The 22,515-nt window shown below is 34.4% G+C and carries 17 protein-coding genes; 10 read left to right on the forward strand and 7 right to left on the reverse strand.

Going from position 1 to position 22,515, the window contains the following annotated elements; genetic code table 11:
• Positions 1-128: 128 nt before the first annotated feature.
• The 3 genes from ACNQGX_RS02365 to ACNQGX_RS02375 form a co-directional block, all read right to left on the reverse strand.
• The gene (locus tag ACNQGX_RS02365) at positions 129-671 is read right to left on the reverse strand and encodes a DUF4136 domain-containing protein (RefSeq protein ID WP_417973682.1); all 543 of its coding nucleotides are present in this window, start codon (positions 669-671) and stop codon (positions 129-131) included.
• Between the two features lie 50 nt (positions 672-721).
• Entirely contained in the window at positions 722-2,704 is a 1,983-nt protein-coding gene (locus ACNQGX_RS02370; protein ID WP_417973684.1) for a urocanate hydratase, read from the reverse strand.
• 233 nt (positions 2,705-2,937) lie between these two features.
• The gene (locus ACNQGX_RS02375; protein WP_158589746.1) at positions 2,938-3,114 is read right to left on the reverse strand and encodes a DUF5522 domain-containing protein; all 177 of its coding nucleotides are present in this window, start codon (positions 3,112-3,114) and stop codon (positions 2,938-2,940) included.
• A 123-nt stretch (positions 3,115-3,237) separates the two neighbouring features.
• Here ACNQGX_RS02375 and ACNQGX_RS02380 point away from each other — a divergent pair, with 123 nt between their 5' ends.
• From ACNQGX_RS02380 to hemL, 5 genes are all read left to right on the forward strand, one after another.
• Positions 3,238-3,579: a hypothetical protein gene (locus ACNQGX_RS02380; RefSeq protein WP_417973686.1), complete on the forward strand. Its 342-nt coding sequence runs from the start codon at positions 3,238-3,240 to the stop codon at positions 3,577-3,579.
• A 465-nt stretch (positions 3,580-4,044) separates the two neighbouring features.
• The gene (locus ACNQGX_RS02385) at positions 4,045-5,880 is read left to right on the forward strand and encodes a T9SS type A sorting domain-containing protein (RefSeq protein WP_417973688.1); all 1,836 of its coding nucleotides are present in this window, start codon (positions 4,045-4,047) and stop codon (positions 5,878-5,880) included.
• 90 nt (positions 5,881-5,970) lie between these two features.
• Complete coding sequence (locus ACNQGX_RS02390; RefSeq protein WP_417973690.1) at positions 5,971-6,867, forward strand: 1-aminocyclopropane-1-carboxylate deaminase/D-cysteine desulfhydrase; 897 nt, start codon at positions 5,971-5,973, stop codon at positions 6,865-6,867.
• The gene (locus tag ACNQGX_RS02395; RefSeq protein ID WP_417973691.1) at positions 6,860-7,768 is read left to right on the forward strand and encodes a glucosaminidase domain-containing protein; all 909 of its coding nucleotides are present in this window, start codon (positions 6,860-6,862) and stop codon (positions 7,766-7,768) included. Before ACNQGX_RS02390 ends, ACNQGX_RS02395 begins: the two co-directional genes overlap by 8 nt.
• Before the next feature lie 31 nt (positions 7,769-7,799).
• The gene (gene hemL / locus ACNQGX_RS02400; protein ID WP_417973693.1) at positions 7,800-9,086 is read left to right on the forward strand and encodes a glutamate-1-semialdehyde 2,1-aminomutase; all 1,287 of its coding nucleotides are present in this window, start codon (positions 7,800-7,802) and stop codon (positions 9,084-9,086) included.
• A gap of 65 nt (positions 9,087-9,151) precedes the next feature.
• Here hemL and ACNQGX_RS02405 read toward each other — a convergent pair whose 3' ends face one another.
• The 3 genes from ACNQGX_RS02405 to lysS all read right to left on the reverse strand — a co-directional run bounded on the left by ACNQGX_RS02405 (position 9,152) and on the right by lysS (position 12,501).
• On the reverse strand, positions 9,152-9,613 hold the full coding sequence (locus ACNQGX_RS02405; protein WP_417973695.1) for a hypothetical protein: 462 nt from the start codon (positions 9,611-9,613) through the stop codon (positions 9,152-9,154).
• 416 nt (positions 9,614-10,029) lie between these two features.
• The gene (locus ACNQGX_RS02410; protein ID WP_417973697.1) at positions 10,030-10,551 is read right to left on the reverse strand and encodes a hypothetical protein; all 522 of its coding nucleotides are present in this window, start codon (positions 10,549-10,551) and stop codon (positions 10,030-10,032) included.
• A 240-nt stretch (positions 10,552-10,791) separates the two neighbouring features.
• Positions 10,792-12,501, reverse strand: a complete 1,710-nt coding sequence (lysS, locus tag ACNQGX_RS02415; protein WP_417973699.1) for a lysine--tRNA ligase — start codon at positions 12,499-12,501, stop codon at positions 10,792-10,794.
• A 206-nt stretch (positions 12,502-12,707) separates the two neighbouring features.
• On the opposite strand from lysS, the gene ACNQGX_RS02420 reads away from it, so the two are divergent.
• Together ACNQGX_RS02420 and lipB are read left to right on the forward strand one after the other, a co-directional pair.
• Positions 12,708-13,439, forward strand: coding sequence for a hypothetical protein (locus ACNQGX_RS02420; protein ID WP_417973701.1), 732 nt, complete (start codon positions 12,708-12,710; stop codon positions 13,437-13,439).
• 195 nt (positions 13,440-13,634) lie between these two features.
• Complete coding sequence (gene lipB / locus ACNQGX_RS02425; protein ID WP_417973703.1) at positions 13,635-14,339, forward strand: lipoyl(octanoyl) transferase LipB; 705 nt, start codon at positions 13,635-13,637, stop codon at positions 14,337-14,339.
• A 49-nt stretch (positions 14,340-14,388) separates the two neighbouring features.
• Here lipB and ACNQGX_RS02430 read toward each other — a convergent pair whose 3' ends face one another.
• Positions 14,389-15,048, reverse strand: coding sequence for a ribonuclease HII (locus tag ACNQGX_RS02430; RefSeq protein WP_417973705.1), 660 nt, complete (start codon positions 15,046-15,048; stop codon positions 14,389-14,391).
• A 431-nt stretch (positions 15,049-15,479) separates the two neighbouring features.
• Here ACNQGX_RS02430 and ACNQGX_RS02435 point away from each other — a divergent pair, with 431 nt between their 5' ends.
• The 3 genes from ACNQGX_RS02435 (at position 15,480) to ACNQGX_RS02445 (ending at position 22,149) form a co-directional block, all read left to right on the forward strand.
• The gene (locus ACNQGX_RS02435; protein WP_417973707.1) at positions 15,480-18,581 is read left to right on the forward strand and encodes a SusC/RagA family TonB-linked outer membrane protein; all 3,102 of its coding nucleotides are present in this window, start codon (positions 15,480-15,482) and stop codon (positions 18,579-18,581) included.
• A gap of 10 nt (positions 18,582-18,591) precedes the next feature.
• Positions 18,592-20,217 (forward strand): RagB/SusD family nutrient uptake outer membrane protein, encoded by a 1,626-nt coding sequence (locus ACNQGX_RS02440; protein WP_417973709.1) that lies wholly within the window; start codon positions 18,592-18,594, stop codon positions 20,215-20,217.
• A gap of 75 nt (positions 20,218-20,292) precedes the next feature.
• On the forward strand, positions 20,293-22,149 hold the full coding sequence (locus tag ACNQGX_RS02445) for a S8 family serine peptidase (protein WP_417973711.1): 1,857 nt from the start codon (positions 20,293-20,295) through the stop codon (positions 22,147-22,149).
• The last annotated feature ends 366 nt before the right edge of the window (positions 22,150-22,515 follow it).

The raw sequence follows: 22,515 nt of genomic DNA on the forward strand, positions 1-22,515 counted from the left end.
TATAACACCTCGCCATTATTGTTGAATTACAATAATGTTAATAGCGATAATAATGTTATTTAAGTTGTTCATTGTTTTTGTTTGAGCTGCAAATATATAGATTATCTGATAAGATCATATCAAAATGTTTATTTTTTTGAAGCCGAAGGCGGAAATTGTTCTAAAATTTTTGCCACAAATTCATTGATTTGTTTTTCTTTTTCATTGCGGTTTTCAGTCAAATATCCAACTCCTTCACCTTGCCAAACTAATTCTTTTTTCTTGGCATCGATTAAATCAATATACAATGTTCCTTCGGTTGAAGACGAAACATAAGTGCTCCGTCCTCCCCAGAAATAAGGATTCCATCCGTAACCCCATCCATAACCCCAACCGGCATTGTATTGGTTCACGTCAATTTTTTCTCTTTCTTTGGTGAGAATGTTAATCAGCAAATCTGGATTTTCACTTTTAGTCATCCCTTTTCTGCTTAGTTCTCTGTCTATGGCATTAAGTATTCTTTTCTTATCCAATTCTGAAATTTCAACTCGATCGATGCCTTTTTTATGAAAAGCATACGTTTTATATTGACTAAAATCTACATTATTATCATAATCTGAATATACTTTTACGGAACTGCAAGAGGCAATTACGAAAAGTAGAAATACGGGAAGGAGTTTCATTGCTTTCATGATGTGATTATTTGATTACTATATGTTTACTAAAGATACACTCAAATTTTTTAAAAATCCAACAAATTGTCGGCTACTATATTAGGGATGGTAACTTTCAATAAAGGTTGCGTCTCCATCGCTCTTTTTATGGCAAATAGTGCTCCGTCATTTCTAGCCCAGCTTCTTCTGGAAATTCCGTTGTTGACATCCCAGAAAAGCATTGATGCTAAACGTCTTGAAGCTTCTTTTGAACCATCAAGAACCATACCAAAACCACCGTTAATTACCTCGCCCCAACCAACGCCTCCGCCATTGTGAATGGATACCCAAGTGGCACCTCTAAAGCTGTCACCAATAACATTTTGTATCGCCATATCAGCCGTAAAACGGGAGCCGTCATAAATATTAGAAGTCTCTCTGTAAGGGGAATCAGTGCCGGAAACATCGTGGTGATCCCTGCCCAAAACTACTGTTCCTATCTCACCTTTGGCAATAGCCTGATTAAAAGCTTCTGCAATTTTTACACGACCTTCGGCATCAGCATAAAGGATTCGGGCTTGTGAGCCTACAACCAGTTTGTTTTCCTGGGCGCCTTTTATCCAATGGATATTATCCTGCATTTGTTGCTGAATTTCTTCAGGTGCCGTTTTTGCCATTTCTTCCAAAACTAGACAAGCAATAACATCTGTTTTGGCTAAATCGTCTGGTTTTCCCGAAGCGCAAACCCAACGGAAAGGACCAAAACCGTAATCAAAACACATAGGTCCCATTATATCCTGAACATAACTCGGGTATCTGAAATCAATATGGTTTTCTGCCATAATATCGGCGCCGGCACGGGAAGCTTCCAGCAAGAAAGCATTTCCGTAATCGAAGAAATAGGTTCCTTTTGCAGTGTGTTTGTTAATTGCAGTAGTGTGTCTGCGTAGCGTTTCCTGTACTTTTTCTTTGAATAAATCTGGATTGTTGGCCATCATTTCATTGGCTTCTTCAAACGAAATTCCAATTGGATAATAGCCTCCGGCCCAAGGATTATGTAAAGAGGTTTGGTCAGAGCCTAAATCAATATGGATGTTTTCCTGATCAAATTTTTCCCAAATATCCACCACATTTCCTAGATACCCGATAGAAACGATTTCTTCATTGGTTTGCGCCAAAGCGACTCGTTGCACCAATTCATCAATATTTTCAATCACTTCGTTGATCCAGCCTTGACTGTGGCGAATGTGCGTTATTTTTGCATTTACTTCGGCACAAACGGTGATGCAACCGGCAATATTTCCGGCTTTCGGTTGTGCGCCACTCATTCCGCCCAAACCAGAGGTTACAAATAAGCCCCCTTTTGGACTGCGTTTTATTTTACGAAAACCATTCAAAACGGTAATGGTTGTTCCGTGTACGATTCCTTGCGGACCGATGTACATGTAACTTCCGGCGGTCATTTGTCCGTATTGAGAAACACCCAATGCATTCATTTTTTCCCAATCGTCCGGTTTAGAATAATTAGGGATTACCATTCCGTTAGTCACCACGACTCTTGGGGCTTCTTTATGTGATGGAAACAATCCCATCGGATGTCCGGAATACATCGTCAATGTTTGCTCATCGGTCATTTCCGATAAGTATTGCATCGTCAATAGATATTGTGCCCAGTTTTGAAAAACAGCTCCATTCCCGCCGTATGTAATCAATTCATGCGGATGTTGTGCTACGGCATAATCGAGATTATTTTGAATCATTAACATGATTGCTTTGGCTTGCTCACATTTTCCGGGATATTCGGCAATAGGTCTTGCGTACATTTTATAATCCGGACGCAAGCGGTACATATAAATACGACCATACGTTTCCAATTCTTCGGAGAATTCTTTTATTAATTCAGCGTGGTGTTGTGGTTCAAAATAGCGTAAGGCGTTTCGTAACGCTAGTTTTTTTTCTTCATTCGAAAGGATTTCTTTACGTTTTGGTGCGTGATTAATGTCAATTTCGTATGGTTTCGGTTTTGGTAAAACCGATGGAATTCCTTGTTCTATTTGTTCTTGAAAAGTCATTTTTGATGTTGATTCGTTATTTTTTAGGTGTAATTGTTTAAAAAAAAGTATCTCGACTGCGCTAGATAGGATGCCATTTTAATTTAAAAAAAATACACTAAGGATAACGAATATCCGACCTGTGGTAGGATTTGTGAATTTTGATTCTATATTTCTGTAAACAAATATCCATTTTTATTTTGGTTTTTTTAAACTGACGCTCTCTTACTTGTGATTTGTAATCTAAAATTGGACTACTTTTTATTCGTTCCTGTTTTTTTATCAAATCCATAAGGACAATGACGACAACCACTCTTACAGCAATAACCACGTTTTAAATGGTATTTTTCAGTAAAACATTTATAGCCTTCGGGTGTGTAATAGAAATCTTCCCCTTCTATTAATTTATTTTCATTACTTTGGTCAATCATATTTGGGATTACTCTATTGTAAAATTCATTTGGATTGCATAATTCATGAAATCAACTCAAACGATTGAGTTTTTCATTAAATAGAACCATTTTATTATTACAAATTTATAAATTTTATAGCGAATGTTTCTGATTGTTGCTAAATATTTAATTCCTAAAGGATATCGCGGTTTGGCTGCATTTCCATTTGTATTTGTAAAATATCGGGTTGACGCAGCAAATCGGGTTTTTGTAAATCATGAAAAAATACACCTTCGCCAGCAATTAGAATTATTGATTCTTCCTTTTTTTATTTGGTATCTGTTAGAATATCTTGTTCGCTTGTTTCAGTATAAAAATACCAATTTGGCGTATAGAAATATCAGTTTTGAAAGAGAAGCTTACGCTAATGAATCTGATTTTGAATATCTAAAAAGCAGACCTTTTTTAGGTTTTGTGAACTATTTATACTTAAAAAATAAGTAATGCTTGTCAGAACCATTTTAGAATTTAATAGTATTTTGATGTAGCTTTTGATTGCATTTCACGACTTTCTGTCTTTAATCTAAAAATCAATATACAGGATTCGCTTACAGTTTGTTAAAGTAATTTTTATGGAAAATTCTGAATCATTTAATTACTGATATTTAATATTTTGAGTTCAATTGATTGTAGGAAATTAGGTGTTTATAACATAAAAATGCGCATTTAATCGATTATGTATACTTTTTATCGATTTTTATGCTAACTCCTATGCTGTTTTTTTTGTAACTTTAAATAAAAATAATTCAAAACAGATTTTTTTTCTAAAACCCTTGATTGTAAATGTGTGTTTTTAACTTTTTTAGGACTCAATAGGGCTTCTTTTTTTATAATTAAATAATAGTACCTGAAATAAAATGTCTCATAAAAGAATCTGATTTTAGACGAATTAATTTAATAAGCAAGCTTATGGACTCAAAATTACTTAGACGAACGCTGTTGATTGTTACTGGATTGTTTTTACAGAACGGTGTCAATGCCCAGATGTATGTAAGTCCTAATAGTTACGTTTTTGCGAATAACGAAGTTGTTTTTATAAAACAGCAATTAGAGTTAAATGCTGCCAACAGTAATTTCTATTTAAGGAAAGACGCCCAGTTGGCTCAAGGTTCTACATCAGCCGGAGCAAATAAAGGACTTGGAAGCTTATCTGTTTTTCAAGAAGGAAGCACAAATAATTTTCAATTCAATTACTGGTGTTCTCCTGTTGGAGGGGGTGATGCAACCGCTGGAAACGCTACTTTTGGAATTACTCAGCTTAAAGATATTGTAGACTTGACAAATAGTAATAATTCAACTCCTTTGGCAATGAACAATTATAATGGTACGGCCAGTCCATTTGCAATTGCACCTTATTGGATTTTTAAGTTAACCGCCTCATCGGGCTATTCAGATTGGGTTTCGGTTGGGACAACTTCCACAATAAATGCTGGAGAAGGATTTACGATGAAGGGGACTTCAGGGACCAATCTAACAACAGTAAATGGAATTGAAAACAACGCAGGAAGTAAACAAAGGTACGATTTCAGAGGGAAGCCAAATGATGGAACCATTTCTATTCCAGTTGCTGTCGAACAATTTACATTAACAGGAAATCCTTATCCATCAGCAATAGATTTGTCTGCTTTTTTAACAGATGCGATTAATTGTACTGGGATTGCTTATTTCTGGGAACAGGATAAAACAGTTGACACGCATTACATTGCCGATTACAAAGGCGGATATGGCGCTTTTTCACCTATAAGCAGACTGGGGTCTGGAATTTATGTTCCTGCTACCTTTTATTCTTATGACGGATCAGGTAATGAGGGAGGGGAGACCGGAACAGGAGGAGCTTATGAGAGACGTTTTAGCCCTGTTGGACAAGGTTTCATGATTGATGGACTTGTAAATGGAACTGTGGAAATGAAAAATAGTTATAGAGTATTTGTTAAGGAAGCCCCACTAAATTATTCTCAATTTGAAAGAAATACAAGTTCCAATAAAACGAAAATTACCTCGGCTTACCTGTCAGATATTCCATCAGTATCCGGATTTGATTATAAAACGGTAAGTACTGCACCAACGCCGCAAATACGATTTAATACCTTATTGAACAATCAAGGAATTCGTCAAATTGTTTTGGCATTTGCTCCAGAAGCTACTGACGGAGTTGATCGCGCTATGGATGCAATATCCTCCAGTGATGATTCACCGGCAGATGTTTACTTTGTAATAGATAACGAAGAGTATCTTATAAACACAGTAAGTTTTGATATGGATAAAAAAATTCCAATTGGTTTTAAAAATACGAATCAAGCCAATTTTAAGATTACAGTGAAAGAAATGTTGAACATTACAGCTGCTAATTTCGTTTATTTGCACGATAAAGCAACTGATTTGTATCATGATATCAAAAACGATTTCTACGATTTGACATTGCCGGGAGGAGTAAACAATACACAATTTGAAATTACTTTTAAAAATAATTCGACTTTAGGAGTTGAGGATGCAGCACGTCAAAGCTTTGTGGTTTATCAAAACAATACCACTAAAAACCTAACAATTAGTAATCCTTTACTACTGGACCTTGCCACTTGTAATTTGTATGATGTAGCTGGAAAATTAATTTTCAATAAAAAAGATTTGGGGTCAAATTCGTCTTATGCCTTTTCTACTTCGGGACTTAATGATGGAATTTATATTGTTAAAATAGCAACTAAAGATAAAATAGAAGTCGGTCAGAAAATAATTATCAGAAGATAAGGGCCCAATATAAATGAAAACAATATGCAATCTGCAGAGGTTGCATTTTTGTTATATATAAATTTTACCTTTGTACCAAAATCACTTAGCTTGAATCAACACCTAACAACTCCGTTTCCAAACTCCATTTCAGTAGCCATCAAACGGGAAGATTTGATTCATCCTTTTGTTTCCGGAAATAAATTCAGAAAGCTGAAATACAATTTGCTGCAAGCGAAAACGGAGCAGTACGAAACGCTGCTTACTTTTGGAGGTGCTTTTTCGAATCATATTGCAGCAGTAGCTTTTGCAGGAAAAGAAAAAGGATTTAAAACTATCGGAATTATTCGTGGAGATGAATTAGAGAGTAAAATCTCGGAGAATCCCACGTTGTCATTCGCTCAAAATTGCGGAATGCAACTGGAATTTATTTCAAGGGAGGAGTATCGGTTAAAAAGTGAGATTTCATTTTTAGAGAACTTAAAACAGCAATTTGGTGATTTTTATCTAATACCTGAAGGCGGGACAAACGCGTTAGCTATCAAAGGGTGTCAGGAGATTCTAACTCCGGAAGATGCTGAATTTGATTATATTTGCTGTTCAATAGGAACTGGCGGAACCATTTCGGGAATCATTAACAGTGTTTTAACACACCAAAAAGTTTTAGGATTTCCCGCTTTAAAAGGGGATTTTTTGAAAGAGGAAATTCGTAATTTTGCCCAAAATGAAAACTGGGAGTTAATTACCGATTATCATTTTGGAGGTTACGGGAAAGTAAATGAAGCCTTAATCGGATTCATCAATCAGTTTTATACTGAAAACCAAATTCCCTTGGATCCCATTTATACGGGAAAGATGGTTTTTGGCGTTATAGATTTAATTCAAAAAAACTATTTTCCTGCCGAATCAAAAATTTTACTAATTCATACGGGTGGAATTCAGGGAATTAAAGGAATGAATATGAAATTAAAAAATAAACAATTACCAACAATAGATATCAATGTTTAAAAAAATCCTACTGCTTCTTACCATAATTACTTTGATAGGTTGTAATGCCACAAAACCTGTTATTGTAACAAAGAAAGCTCCTTTAAAACCAAAATCAGAAGTCGTACGCACGATTAAAAAACCAGCTGCGCCAAGCTCTAATACAGTAAGACCAACCGTTACAAAACCGGTAAAAAAAGACCAAAGTAATCGAGAAACAGAAGTAATCGTTTCAACTTCAAAAACAGTAGTTACAAATGATGTTGTCGTATCTTATATTTCTAAATTTAAAGAAATTGCGATGGGAAACATGAAGAATTATGGGATTCCCGCTAGTATTATTTTGGCTCAGGGAATTTTAGAATCAGGTGCAGGAAGAGGTGATTTAGCAATAACTGCCAATAATCATTTTGGAATAAAATGTCATGCAGGATGGACAGGAGAAAGCGTTAAGCACGACGATGATGCTGATCAGGAATGCTTTAGAAAATACGATAATCCCTCAGAATCATTCAAAGATCATGCTTTATTTTTAACGGGAAGAAGCAGGTATTCTAAACTATTTGAATTCTCAAAAGGCGATTATAAAGCTTGGGCAAAAGGCTTAAGAGCTGCGGGTTATGCCACAGACCCTAAATATCCGGATAAGCTGATTTCTTATATTGAGCGCTACAATTTGTATCAATATGACAATCAGGTTTTAGATGTCGATTATGTATCTAATGAAAAACAAATGGTTGAGGAATTGACAATGGAATCCAGAAATACAATCAGCCAAGACTTATCTTCATACGTTGTTCAAAAAGGAGATACGCTTTATTCCATTTCAAAAAAATTCGATTTAAAAGTCGATGATTTAAAACAAAAAAATAATCTTTCTGAGAATACACTTTCTATTGGGCAGAAATTGGTCGTAAAATAATTAAAAAATAACTATAACTCATAATTTATAAATGTTATATAAAAGAAGTAGTCAGCTTTTTGCTGAAGCAGAAAAAGTAATTCCGGGAGGTGTCAATTCACCAGTAAGAGCTTTTAAAGCAGTGGGTGGAACTCCAATTTTTGTCAAAAGTGCCAAAGGTGCTTATTTATATGATGAAGATGGAAATCGTTTGATTGACTATATCAATTCTTGGGGACCAATGATTTTAGGACACGCTTATGAACCGGTTGTACAAGCCGTGATCGAGAAAGCGAAATTAGGGACCTCGTTTGGAATGCCAACAGAATTGGAAACACAAATTGCTGCTTTAGCCGTTGCTATGGTTCCAAATATCGATAAAATTAGATTTGTAAACTCAGGTACCGAAGCCTGTATGAGCGCTGTAAGGCTGGCTCGTGGATTTACTAAAAGAGATAAAATAATAAAATTTGCAGGTTGTTATCACGGTCATTCTGATTCGTTTTTAATCCAAGCGGGAAGTGGAGCAATTACTTTTGGTTCGCCAAACAGTCCAGGAGTAACAGCAGGAACGGCAAAGGATACTTTACTTGCGAAATACAATGATTTAGAAAATGTAGCCACTTTAATTGAAGCGAATAAGAATGAAATTGCAGCCATAATCGTGGAGCCTGTTGCGGGGAATATGGGTTGTATTCCACCAAATAAAGGCTTTTTGGAGGGGTTGCGCCAATTGTGTACCGATAACGGAATTCTATTGATTTTTGATGAGGTTATGACAGGATTCAGACTCGCTGCCGGCGGTGTTCAGGAATTGTTTAATATAACTGCTGATATTGTTTGCTTCGGGAAAGTAATCGGTGGAGGATTGCCTGTTGGTGCTTTTGCCGCTCGCGAAGAAATTATGAATTATCTGGCTCCGTTAGGTCCTGTTTATCAGGCAGGAACATTGTCTGGAAATCCGTTGGCAATGGCTGCAGGATTAGCGATGTTACAAGCTTTAGATACCGATCGTGCTATTTTTCAAAGATTAGAAGAGAAAACAGCGTATTTGGCTGCAGGAATTGATAAAGTACTGAAAGCAAATGGTGTTACATTTACAATCAACAGCATTGGATCGATGATTTCGGTTCATTTTGATGCAGCTCCGGTTGTAGACTTTCATACGGCTGCAAACGGCGATAACGAAACGTTCAAGAAATTCTTTCACGGATTGTTGCAAGAAGGAATTTATATTGCGCCATCGGCATATGAAACATGGTTCATCACCGATGCATTAACCTATGAAGATCTGGATTTTACCATTCGAGCGATAGATAAAGTTTCGAAAACATTTTAAACGAAAAAAGCCCCAAATTTGGGGCTTTTTTTATGAAATAAGATGAAATATTTCAAGCGAATGGATTATTTTTTATCACCCATTTCTGCTGGTTTTTTATCTTTATGATGCATCATTCTTTTTTTCATTCCGTGATGTTTTTTAGCTTTCATGTCATCCCATTTTTTATATTGTTCTGGAGTAAGAATTTTTTTCATTCTTTCTTTCATAACAATTTGTTCGTCTAACATTTGGCTTTTTTTAGCAAAAAGTTCGTCTGAAGTAAGTTTTTTAGCCGAATCTTTAGTTGCTTTTCGTTCTGCCATTCTAGCTTCTCTTTTGGCAGTTTGTTCCGCAATGATTTTACTCATTTCTTTTTGCTGTGAAGCATTCAAATCTAATTCCAGAGTCAATTTTTTTAAATGCAATTGATTTCTTTGCTCAGGAGTCAATTGCTCCATTTGGGTGCGCTCTGGTCTTGCTTTTTTTTCTTGTGCAAAGCTTGTCATTCCGACAACTAGTAATGCAACGATAAATAATTTTTTCATTTGTGTTGTTTTAATTTTTATGCTTATAGGACAAGAATAAACATAAAAAGTTTAATCGTTAACAAAAGATTATCGTTTGGGTATAATTTTGAACAAAAGATTTAGCAGCTGTTTTTTAGATAGTTGAGGTCAGAAAAAAAGCTTTCATTGGTGCGAAAGCATGATGTTTGTCCGTTTTTATGCCGTTTAGTTTCTCGTCTTTTGTGGCTTATTAATTTAAATCATTTTGGCATAAAAACCTCCAAATATTTGTATTAAGCAAGATCGGTAATAAGAAAGGAGTTTCAATTGAAGCTCCTTTTTTGTATGATAACCCAACAGGTTTTTCGCAAAGAATGCATTTAGATTACAAATTGCGGACTTAGAAGTTCAGTTGTTTTTTGGTCAACATCTTAGATATTTATTTCAAGTAAAAATTAAAAATGCAAGGCAAAACCAATATTAAACTGGAATTTATCGTCATAAAACTCGTTATGCAGTGCCTTATTATATCGGAATCCAGGTTCAATACTTACATTTTTACCTAAAAACAAAGCATAGCCTGCTTGAAGACCAAGATAAGTAGGATTTGCATATGCTGGACCAAAGCCCACACCGTTATAGGACAGTTCAATCGGGATCATTTTCTTAAAGTAATACTTAGCTCCAATTTTGTAGGCAATAGGTGTTTCTTGACCATCGATGCCACTGTCGCCATATCCTAATCCAAGTTTTATAGCCAAATTATCCTTAATAAAATACCCGCCTTCTGCTCCAATGTTGTATGCTGTTACACCATCTGATGAAGTTAAGGATAAGGAAGTACTGCCTACATGATCCCCAAAACCTGTGTTTACTTCGATGAGCCATCTCCCTTTTGAAACTTGTCCTTCTTTCGCTGGTCCATTGGCAAAGCCAAATGCAAATAATACGATTATTACCAAAGTAATTTTTTTCATATTTTATATTTTTTTGGAACAAATGTAAAATTAAAACATACCGATATAAGAAATTTATGACTTATTTAACGTGGTTGTAAGTAGTGGAATTTAAATCTGAAAGTGATATGGATCATGTTGCCAAACTTCAAAATACCAAATTATTTTCTCAAAAGAAGAGCATAATCAAAGTTGGATGGGACAGTTTTATAAAAGAAAGGAGCTTCAATTGAACCTCCTTTTTATAATAAACGGAATAAATTATCCCGCCAATTCTACTATTTTATGATCGTCAACTAAAGTTACTTTTACCAAACCATGTTTTGCTAAACCTTTCATGGCAGCATCCCATTTTTTGCCGCTCAGTTCTGATTTTACTTTCAATAGACCTAAATCCATTTTGCTGTCATTGACTTTCAAAAGATCAATAATTAATTTTTCGTCGTCTTCTAGTTCAATTTGGACTCGTTTTTTCTCTGGTCGCATTTGAGGAAACAACAACACTTCCTGAATAGAAGCATTATTTGTTAAATACATAATTAATCGGTCCATTCCAATTCCCATTCCGGATGTTGGAGGCATTCCGTATTCTAACGCTCTCAAGAAATCTTCATCGATAATTCCGGTGGCTTCATCGTCTCCTTTTTCTGATAATCTCATTTGGTCTTCAAAACGTTCTCTTTGGTCAATTGGATCATTCAATTCAGAATACGCGTTCGCAACTTCTTTACCACAAACCATTAATTCAAAACGTTCTGTCAATTCCGGATTGTCGCGGTGTTGCTTACACAATGGAGACATTTCCTTTGGATAATCCGTGATGTAAGTGGGCTGAATATAATTTCCTTCGCATTTAGCGCCAAAGATTTCGTCAATCAGTTTTCCTTTACCCATAGTTTTATCCACGTCAATTCCCATTCCTCTGGCAGCGTCAAATAACTCTATTTCACTTTTCCCTGAAATATCAAATCCAGTAAAATGTTTGATAGAATCAGTCATTGTAACTCGAGCATAAGGTGCTTTAAAATTGATGGTATGCTCTCCAAAAGTCGCTTCTGAAGTTCCATTTACGGCAATCGCGCAATGCTCCAAAAGGTCTTCGGCAAACTTCATCATCCAATTGTAGTCTTTGTAGGCTACATATATTTCCATGGCAGTAAATTCCGGGTTGTGTGTACGGTCCATGCCTTCGTTACGAAAGTTTTTCGAAAACTCATAAACTCCTTCAAAACCACCAACAATCAATCTTTTTAAGTATAATTCATTCGCAATACGCATGTATAAAGGCATATCAAGCGAGTTGTGGTGCGTGATAAAAGGACGCGCTGCAGCACCACCGGGAATCGGTTGCAAAACAGGGGTTTCTACCTCTAAATATCCTTTGTCATTAAAGAAAGAACGCATCGCATTAAACAGTTTTGTTCTTTTGATAAACGTTTCTTTTACGTGATCATTCACCGTTAAATCCACGTAACGACGACGGTATCTTTGTTCCGGATCAGCAAATGCATCATGCGTTTTTCCGTCGGCGTCCGTTTTTACTACAGGAAGCGGTTTCAAGGCTTTTGCCAAAACCGTCAAACCATAAATATGAACCGAGATTTCACCTACTTGCGTTTTGAAAACTGTTCCGCGAACCCCAATAAAGTCGCCAATATCCAATAGTTTTTTGAAAACCACATTGTACATTGTTTTCTCCTCATCAGTCGAAATATCATCTCTCGAAACATACACTTGAATACGTCCTTCAGCATCTTTCAATTCCGCAAATGACGCCTTTCCCATGATACGCTTACCCATCAAACGTCCTGCTAAAACCACTTCCTTTCCTTCGTACTTCTCGAAATCGGCTAGGATTTCGCTGGAATAAGCGGTTGTGATAAATTCGGCTGCAGGATAAGGTTCGATGCCTAAATTGCGTAATTCTGTAAGTGCTTCTCTACGTAGAGTTTCTTGTTCGGATAATGCCATTTTATGCTGATTTTAAGAGCGCAAAGATACTGTATAAGTAGCAAAGTAGCAAAGTGCTAAAGGTTTTTTGGAGCTATTTCCAGCTTTCCGTTACAATCTTTTTATTTTTAAAGAAAAAATAAAAAGGATTTTCACTGTAATCTGGGCTATAAATTGTAGTTATTATTTTACATTTGGTAAAAAATAACGATTCAAAATCATAAAAATTGAAAAATAAAATTTACGCCTTACTGCTTTTAGTATTCTTTTTAACAAGTTGCCAGGTCACAGAAACTATTCATATAAACGAAGACGGAACCGGGAAAATAGAAACGGTATCACTTCGCGACGAGCATAGTTATATGCAAATAGCTGGGGAGAATTACTCCAAAGAAGAAATTTTTCAGGATACTACTTATGTTTTTCAGGATTTGATAACAAAACATTCCGAAACATTTTCCAGATTACCAGCGTTTGAAAAAGCAATTTTTCAAAAATTTGCTACAGTAAAAGTGCATATTAAGAAAAGTTCTTTCGAGAAAGAATTTCGCACAACAATCAGTCAAAATTTTAATAAAATAGAGAAAGTTGCTGATTTATACAAAACCGAAGAATATGCGGATGATATAGAAAATAATTATGCACTGGTTGCCGAAGAACATTATTATAGTGTGAACTACGCTTTTGACGGAAGTGTTTTTAAAAGGATAGTGAAAATTACAGATGCAGTTGAACTAAAAAAGCAGCAGGATAAGATTGAAGGATTCAAAACGCAAGTTTCTAAATTCAAAATTACGCAGCCTTATGCTTTAAGGTATCATTTTCCCAGAAAAATAAAGGCGGTATCCAATTCGAATGCAAAAATCAGTGTGGACAAAAAATCATTGGAATTGCAGTTTCTAATAGCAGATTGTTTGGTAAATCCTGAGAGTACTAATCTGGAGGTTATTTTAGAGTAACGTTGTTAAACTTAAATGATCGTTTTTCTTGTCAAGTCGAGCGCAGTCGAGACTCATTTGGTTGGTCTCGACTGCGCTCGACTTGACAAACGTGTAATTAGGAACAATTTCATTATTCATTCTTGAAAACTTTGTACTTTTGCAAATCAAAAATAAGTGAACGAAATAGGATTGCTTCGTTCCTCGCAATGAAAAATGAATAAAACCATCCAACTTCAAGATTTAGGGACTAAAGATTACAAAGAAACTTGGGAATACCAAGAGGAATTGTTCAAAGGAATCGTTGACTTGAAAATTAGAAATCGCAGAGAAGAACTCGAATTAGAAACTCCAAATTACTTTCTTTTTGTGGAACATCCACACGTGTATACTTTGGGGAAAAGTGGTGATTTAAGTAATTTGCTTTTATCTGAAAAACAATTGGAAAAGAAAGGAGCGACTTTTTATAAAATCAATCGTGGAGGTGACATTACGTATCACGGACCGGGACAAATAGTAGGATATCCAATTATAGACTTAGAAAATTTCTTTACCGATATTCATAAATATTTGCGTTTTCTGGAAGAAGCCATTATTCTTGCCCTTCAGGAATATGGAATTGTTTGCGGCAGAAGCGAAGGGGAGACTGGTGTTTGGTTGGGTGCAGGAACTCCATTTGCCAGAAAAATTTGTGCCATGGGCGTTCGCGCTTCCCGGTGGGTAACCATGCATGGATTTGCTTTAAACGTAAATGCTGATTTGGGTTATTTTGATAATATCATTCCGTGTGGGATACGCGGTAAAGCCGTAACTTCTTTAAACGTCGAACTTGGCGTAGAAAAAGTTAATGAAGAAGAAGTAAAAGAAAAAATCCTGAAACATTTTTCAAATTTATTTGAATGTTCGATTATTAGACAATGAGATTGTTAGGCTTCTTAGATTCTTAGTGTAATCTAAGAAGTCTAATAATCTAAAGATCTAATTTTATTTGTTCAGGCAACAACCGAAATGTCATTCTATGGTATTTCGTCACGCCATATTTCCGTATCGCTTCTCGGTGTTCTTTGGTGGGATAGCCTTTATTTTGTTTCCAATTGTACATTGGGAACTCCTCATGAATGCGGTTCATGTATTCATCACGATACGTTTTTGCTAGTACAGAAGCAGCTGCAATACTCATATATTTTGAATCTCCTTTTATGATACTTGTGCTTGGAATAGAAGTGAGAATCTCGATTTCAGCAGCAGTAAAAATTTTTCCACTATTATTTTTAATACCTTTTTTTCTAATAAAAGGGGTGTTTCCATCTACAATAATACATTCCGGTTGCGGATCGAGTTTTAAAACACATTCTTGCATTGCTTTAATTGAAGCATTCAATATATTAATAGTGTCAATTTCTAATGGTTCGAGATGGGTTACGGCAAAGGTAACAGCTTGGTGTTCGATAACAGGTCTTAATTTTTCTCTCGCTTTTTCAGATAACTGTTTACTGTCGTTTAATGTATCATTTTGAAAATCAAATGGTAATATTACAGCAGCAGCTGTAACGGGTCCGGCAAGACAGCCCCGACCGGCTTCGTCGGTTCCGGTTTCTAGTATTTTATTTGAAAAATTATTTTTAAGCATTATTCTTATTTTGTGTTGCAAAGATTATAAAATTTTATCTGTAATAATGCATCACTGTTTTATTTGATACAGAGATTTGTAAATTATGATTGTGTTTTAGGTTTTTTTTATACCGAAAAAGGCGTTTGTTTTTTTAAACTGAGAAGAATGAAATTGAAAATGAAGGAATGTTGATGTTGAATTAACTTAATAATAATGTCGAATTCTGTTGGTATTCGGCTTTATTGTAGTTTTTTGGGTTTTTTAGACAATAATGATTTGCGTTTATATAACTAAAATAGTTAATAAATTGATTTTTTAATTGTTTTTTAAGATTTATTTTAAATAATATTTTGTAAAAAGTTAAATATTGTTTTTAGTAGGAGTGGGTTGTGTAAAGTTTAAGAAATAATTAGGATTTTTGTGGGATAACTAATTCAAAATAATTTAATATGAGATCAAAATTCAAATGGATTTTTTCGTTGTTATTGGCATTGTCAATGCAATTTGCGTTTGCACAAGAGAAAACTGTTACTGGTGTAGTTTCAGACGCTTCGGGGCCTATTCCTGGAGCAAATGTTATTATTAAAGGAACGCAGCGCAGCACTCAAACTGATTTTGATGGAAAGTATTCCATTAAAGCAAAAGCAGGGGAGACTTTAGTTTTTTCTTTCCTAGGGTTAGAAGACCAATCTAAAGTTATTGGTGCTTCTAATACTATAAATGTAAAATTTGTTCAATCTGCTTTAAATTTGATTGAAGTAGTGGTTGAGGGGTATGGGAAGACATCTACAAAAGCAAAATCAATTGGAGCAACTCAAACTGTTTCTGCAAAAACAATTGAAGGAAGGCCTAATGTGAGTGTTTTACAGTCGTTGCAAGGTCAATTGGCTGGAGCAAATATTGCTTTGTCTTCTGGTCAGCCAGGGACTAATAAGATTGATGTTATTATTAGAGGAGCGGGGTCTTTGAATGCTAGTACAGATCCATTGTATGTAATAGATGGAGTTCCATTGACTCAGGCATTTTTTAGAAATTTAAATCAAAATGATATAGAAACTATTTCAGTTTTGAAAGATGCTTCAGCGACTTCAGTTTATGGTAATAGAGGTTCCAATGGTGTGATTGTAATTACAACAAAGAAAGGGGACTTTAAATCTGATTTAGATATAAATTTTTCTTCTAGTTACGGTATATCTGAATTTAGAGGAGATGATTACAATCTGGTTAATGCAAAACAGCATTTGAAAATTCAAAAAGAGTATGGTGTTGGTCCAGGTTTTACAGGGTCAGCTCCAGCTGTAACAGTTGATCCAAATAATATCGATAGCTATGCTATAGATACAGATTGGAAAAAAGTCTTTTTTAGAACTGGAACAACATCTAGTCAAGATGTAAGTTTCACTGTAGGAGGTGAGAATACGAAAAATTTTACTTCTTTAGGATATTTCCAACAAGATGGTATTGTTCCTACATCAGATTTTAAGAGATTTACTTTAAGGTCTAATTTTTCTGGTAAATCATCAAATGATAGATTAACATACGGCTTAAATTTAACCGCTGCTTTTTCTAAAAGAAAACAACTTGAACAAGAAACCAGAGCGGGAATTAATAGTAATGTATTACAGAATCCTTTAACGGGTTACTTAACTTCTGCCGCTTATTTTGATCCAGCTACTTATGTAAGTGGACAGCAGTTATTTAATGATTTTGGATCTCCTTCGCTGGATATTATTCCATTTATGCTTATGGATTTGTACAAAGGAAACAATGCTCCTAGTTATTTTGAAGAGTTTAAAACCATAGTTTCTGGAAATCTAGGATATAAATTGACAGACAATTTAACATTCAGAACTACTGCTGGTATTGATTACGCTGATGATAAAAGAACTTTTGCTATTGGACCAGAAGCTTACTTATCTGTTGTAAGAGCTGTTGGAGCGGGTCAGGCATTTAATGGTAGTGAAACTCTAAGTTCAGCCAGAGAGTTTACGTTTAATGCTACAAACCAGCTTAATTATAAAAAAGAGTTTGGTAAGCATACCATAGATGCTTCTGTATTTACAGAGTATTTAAAAGCACATAGAAGATCTAATTTTTACCGACAAACCGGTTTGAATCCTTTAACATGGTCTCCTGGAGCAGGAACAGGTTACATTACTTATAGTTTAGCTTTACCGTTTACATATGCCCCACTAGTAGGAGCTTCCAGAATAGATGCTGGTTTATTCTCCTATTTTGGTACTTTAGACTATGATTATGATTCTAAATATGGATTTGCTGCTTCTGTAAGGAGAGATGCAAGTTATAGATTTGTTGATGATAATAAATGGGGTACTTTCTGGTCAGTTGCAGGGAGATGGAATATTTCTAGAGAAAACTTCATGCAAAATAATGATTTCTTCAAAGAGCTTAAGTTGAGAGCTTCTTATGGTACAACTGGAAATCAAAATGTCGCTGCAAGAGGTGAGGATAGTGATGTTGCTACAATTTTTGGAGCAGCACAAGCAGTTAGGGATTTAAATAGTACTCAATCAGGGTATGGAAATGTAGCTTCTTTTGGTGTTTCGTCTTTTGCTAACAAAGATTTAAGATGGGAAACTACAGCTCAAGCTAACATTGGTTTAGATTTTAATATTAAAGGTAGATTGACGGGTTCTTTTGATTTATATAGAAAATTAACAACTGACTTGTATACATCTATTCCAGTTTCTGCTTCTAATGGGTTTAATAATATTTCAGGAAATAATGGATCTTTATTAAACAAAGGTATTGAGCTTAATCTTAGATATGATGTGCTTAAAAATACGGCGTTTAAATTATCGGTTTATGGTAATGGTGCATACAATCGTAATGAAATACATGATTTAGGGGTGCTTAATGATGGTAAAGGAAAACAAAGAATAGGTACTGATTTTGCAAATGCACTTGGAGGTCCTTTAAATCAATATTTCTTAGTTCCTTATGCAGGTGTAAATCCTGTGAATGGAAATTTATTGTTCTTAGATATCAATGGTGTAGAAACTGAAAGTCCTGTTGATGGTGACAGAAGATTAACGGATAAAAATTATTTACCGGTGTATCAAGGTGGTTTTGGTTTTAATGCTTCATATGAAGGGTTCTTCCTAGATGCAGCCTTTACATATGCTGCTGATTTCTTTAGATTTGATGTAGATTATGCAGGTTTGATGGATATTAGAAACGTTGATCCTTTTCCTGTTTCTGCTGATATATTAAATGCTTGGACTCCTACTAATACTAATAGTAATGTTCCTTCTTGGGATGCTACAAATATTGATTCAGGGGATTTATCTGATAGATTTTTAATGGATGCTTCTTATGTTCGTTTAAGAAATTTAAGTTTAGGATACAATGTGCCAGCTAAATTTTTAAATAAAACGTTTATGAAAAGTATACGTTTTAGATTACAAGCTGAAAACATTTTAACTTTTACTAAGTGGAAAGGATTTGATCCTGAAACCTTTAAAGCTTCTACAACGGGTTATTTTCCAACTCCAAAATTATATACTTTTGGGATTGATGTTAATTTTTAAAAATATAAAAATGAAAAAAAGAATAGTACTTTTTAGTCTCTTTGTAACGTTGCTTTCTTGTAACGATGCATTAGAAATAGTTCAAAAAGGGGAGTTAAATGACGCTGCCTTGTTTACATCTGTTGCTAATATGCAATTGTTTTTAAGTGAAACTTATGATAGGGCTAGTATTCAAGATGAAATTCACGTGAGTTCTCTATTAACTGATGAGGTTGCAATTGGAAGTGGTCTTACCGTAAATGACACTCAAAGGTTTTTTCTAGTTACTACTAATGGTTCCGCAGCAAATATTTGGAATACTCATTATAATTTAATTAATTATTGTAACAGGTTAATCAGAGGTGCTGCCTTATATACACCCACAGCTGCAGAACTTCCTGCATATAATTCAGTATTAGCTCAAGCAAGAGCTTTGAGGGCTTTTGCGCACTTTCAGTTATTGACTTATTTCTCAACTGATTTGAGTAATGATGCAGCTCCAGGTGTTATGATTGTAGATTTTGTACCTACAATAAATCAAGATACTCCTAGGTCTACAAATGGTGAAGTTTTTAAGTTTATTGAAGATGATTTAGATTATGCTGAAGCAAATTTAATTGCACCAACAGGAACTAACGCTTACAAATTTGTAAGCAATAATTTTATTAAATCGTTCAGAGCTAGAATGTATTTATATAGAAAAAACTATGCTCAAGCTTTAGTTTATGCTAATGATGTTATTGCTACATCTGGTAGATCTCTTTCTACTTGTACTGTGTCTGTTGCTAATTTTCCAGCTACGTCTTCAGCTATTGTTCCTCAAGGTACAGGTACTGGTAGTACTACTATAAATGTAGATCCGGGAGCAGGTTTCCCTGTTCAACGTGCACTATACCAAGTTGATCAATGGGTGTCTGCTGCAAGTCCTATGTACAGAAAAATGTGGGTTGATGCTGACCAAGGTGAAATTTTATTTGCCCTTGACAGACCTATTAACAAAATCAACTTTGGTAGTAGGTATAATACTAATGGTTCGCATCTTACAGGTGGTCCATTATACGACATGGGAAGAACTCTTTTTAATTTGTATACAAATCCTTTAGGAGGTGGTGCTGAAGATTTTAGAAGATGGTGTTTCGTTGATCGTTCAGCTTCTATCTCTACTACACCAGGAACTGCTACTAGAACAGATGAAGTTATTGTTATTGATAAATATCCTGGAAAAGCAGGTGGGCATACTGCTAATGATTTAAAAGTTTTCCGTTTATCAGAAATATATTTTATTAAAGCGGAGTGTTTAGTTAGAAGTGGAGATTTAGTAGGAGCTGCTAATTTAATTCGTCAAGTTAGACAAGCTAGAAGCTATACTGGTGGAGTTGTTCCTTTACCTGTTTATTCTAACGTTACTACTGCTATAGCTGATATTTTATTAGAAAGAAGAAAAGAACTTTCTTTTGAAGGACATAGATATATAGATCTAAAGAGATTAGGTGTTGATGCTTCTGTTTCTGGTACTGATCGATATGCTCAAGATGCTGTTAATTCTTCTGCTACTAGTCCGGTTAATATCAGTAATGGGGACTATAGGTTTACTTTACCTATTCCGCAAGCAGAAATTAATGTTAATGCTTTAAGTCAAAATCCTGGGTATAATTAATTTACTAGTGATTTGATAATTTAAACCTTCTTCAATCTTGTTAGATTGTAGAAGGTTTTTTTTAATTAATTTTTTATGAAGAAAATATTTTTTATGCTTTTTGCTTTTCAGATTTCTTTCAGTCAGACTAACGTTGAAAGAGAAAAAATTAAGTCTACCTATGATGAAAAGAAAATAGTTAAATTGAAAGATAGATTTAACAGTGATTTTAAATTTCAAAAAAATTTAATTAATGCTTATAAATCTAATAAACTAATTGTGGATTCTGAGAAAAGATCCTTGCAAAGGATATATGATGGAATGCCCATTTATTTTACTACTGATAATGCTGAATCTGGAATCACAATTAATGCAAATTCACTATATACTAATGGTGAACTTGGTTTAAATTTATCCGGTTTAGGAATTACTGCAGGAGTTTGGGATAGTGGAAAAGTTAGATCGACTCATCAAGAGTTTAATAATGATAGAATTGTATTAGGCGATAATTATGCCACTTTAAGTTCTCATGCTTCACATGTTTCTGGAACTATTATTAGTGCAGGTATTGATTCTAAGTCTAAAGGGATTGCATATAAAGGTACTGCTAAAACTTTTTATTGGGATTCTGATATATCAGAAATGGCTGCGTTTGGTTCTGAAGGATTTTTAGTTTCAAATCACTCTTATGGTTACACTTTAGGAGGGCTTGCAAATTGGCGTTTTGGCGCATATGATCAAACTTCTGCGGATTATGATATGATTTCCGATGTATTTCCTTATTATCAAATAGTTGTGGCGGCAGGGAATTCTAGAAATTCAATTCACCCGCAAATAGTGGCAAAAAATGGATTTGATTTGCTTACTGGCTCTACTTTATCAAAAAACTGTTTAGTAGTTGGCGCTGTGAATTATGTAGATAATTATACAGGACCTTCAAGTGTTGCAATTTCTAGTTTTAGTAATTATGGACCTACAGATGACGGAAGGATAAAGCCAGATATTGTTGCCAAAGGTGTTGGAGTATATTCTACAACATCGACTTCAGATTTATCATATGATGGTACCTATAATGGAACTTCAATGGCGGCACCTGCAATTACAGGATTAATTTTGTTATTACAGGAACACTATAAGAATTTGAATGGTGTTTTTATGAAAGCGGCTACAGTGAAGGGGTTAATTTGTCATACTGCAAGTGAAACAGGATATTATAATGGTCCTGATTACGAATATGGCTGGGGTTTGGCAAATGGTAAGGAAGCTGCATTGTTAATTTCTAATAATGGTAGTAAATCAGTTATTAAAGAAGAAAATTTAGTTGAGAATACCTTGTTTTCTAAATTGATAACCCTGAATACTTCACAACCTTTATCAATATCTATTGCTTGGACTGATCCTGTTGGTACAATTGTTTCTTCTGGGATAGAGGATAGTAGAACATCTGTGTTAGTAAATAATCTAGATTTGAAAGTTATTAAAGATAATGTTGTTTATTATCCTTGGAAGTTAGATGTAACAAAACCTCAAGAACAAGCTACTAATAATTCCGATAATGATGTTGATAATATTGAAAAAATTTTTATAGAAAATGCTGAACCGGGTACTTATACTATTCAGGTCAGTCATAAAGGGACTCTTTTGAGTGGAAGTCAAAATTTTTCTTTAATAGTCAATGGTCAAACTGGATTAACATTAGCTTCTTCTGACTTTGAAATGAATGATGCTATTAAATTGTATCCTAATCCTACTCAAGATGTATTGTTTTTTGAATTACCTCAAAATTTTACTCCAATTACAATAGAAATCTATGATGTGTTGGGTAAGCAAATAAATAAAGTTAACTATTTACAAAAAAACAGTATAAAAGTTTCCGACTTGTTATCAGGATTGTATTTTATTAAGTTTGTAGGGGTTGAAAAAGTTATTGATTTGAAATTTGTAAAAAAATAATTTTTTACTTTTTTAATTATTTTAAATTTTAAATTAAAAACATCCAGTGTTAACTAGATGTTTTTTTTATTTATATCTTTTGTCATTTACCTTTGCTTAATTACAATTGCAAAAGTAATTACGTAGTTGTATCTTTTTTCAAATGAGAATCCTCTTTTTTTATTTTTGTGAGCGTAAATTCTTAAATTACTTATTTTGTTTAATGTTTCGAAAAACGGGTTCAGGTTCGATGCACCTTATCACTATAAGTTTTCTTTCCTTATCCACTTCCTGAATTTTATATTATTTTGATTTTAAGTTTTTTTAAGAGTGTGATTAATGTCTATTCTTTTGTTTTCCTGTGCTTTAAAATATTTTTATCAGATT

The sequence above is a fragment of the Flavobacterium glycogeni genome (assembly GCF_048286775.1).
Classification (GTDB): domain Bacteria; phylum Bacteroidota; class Bacteroidia; order Flavobacteriales; family Flavobacteriaceae; genus Flavobacterium.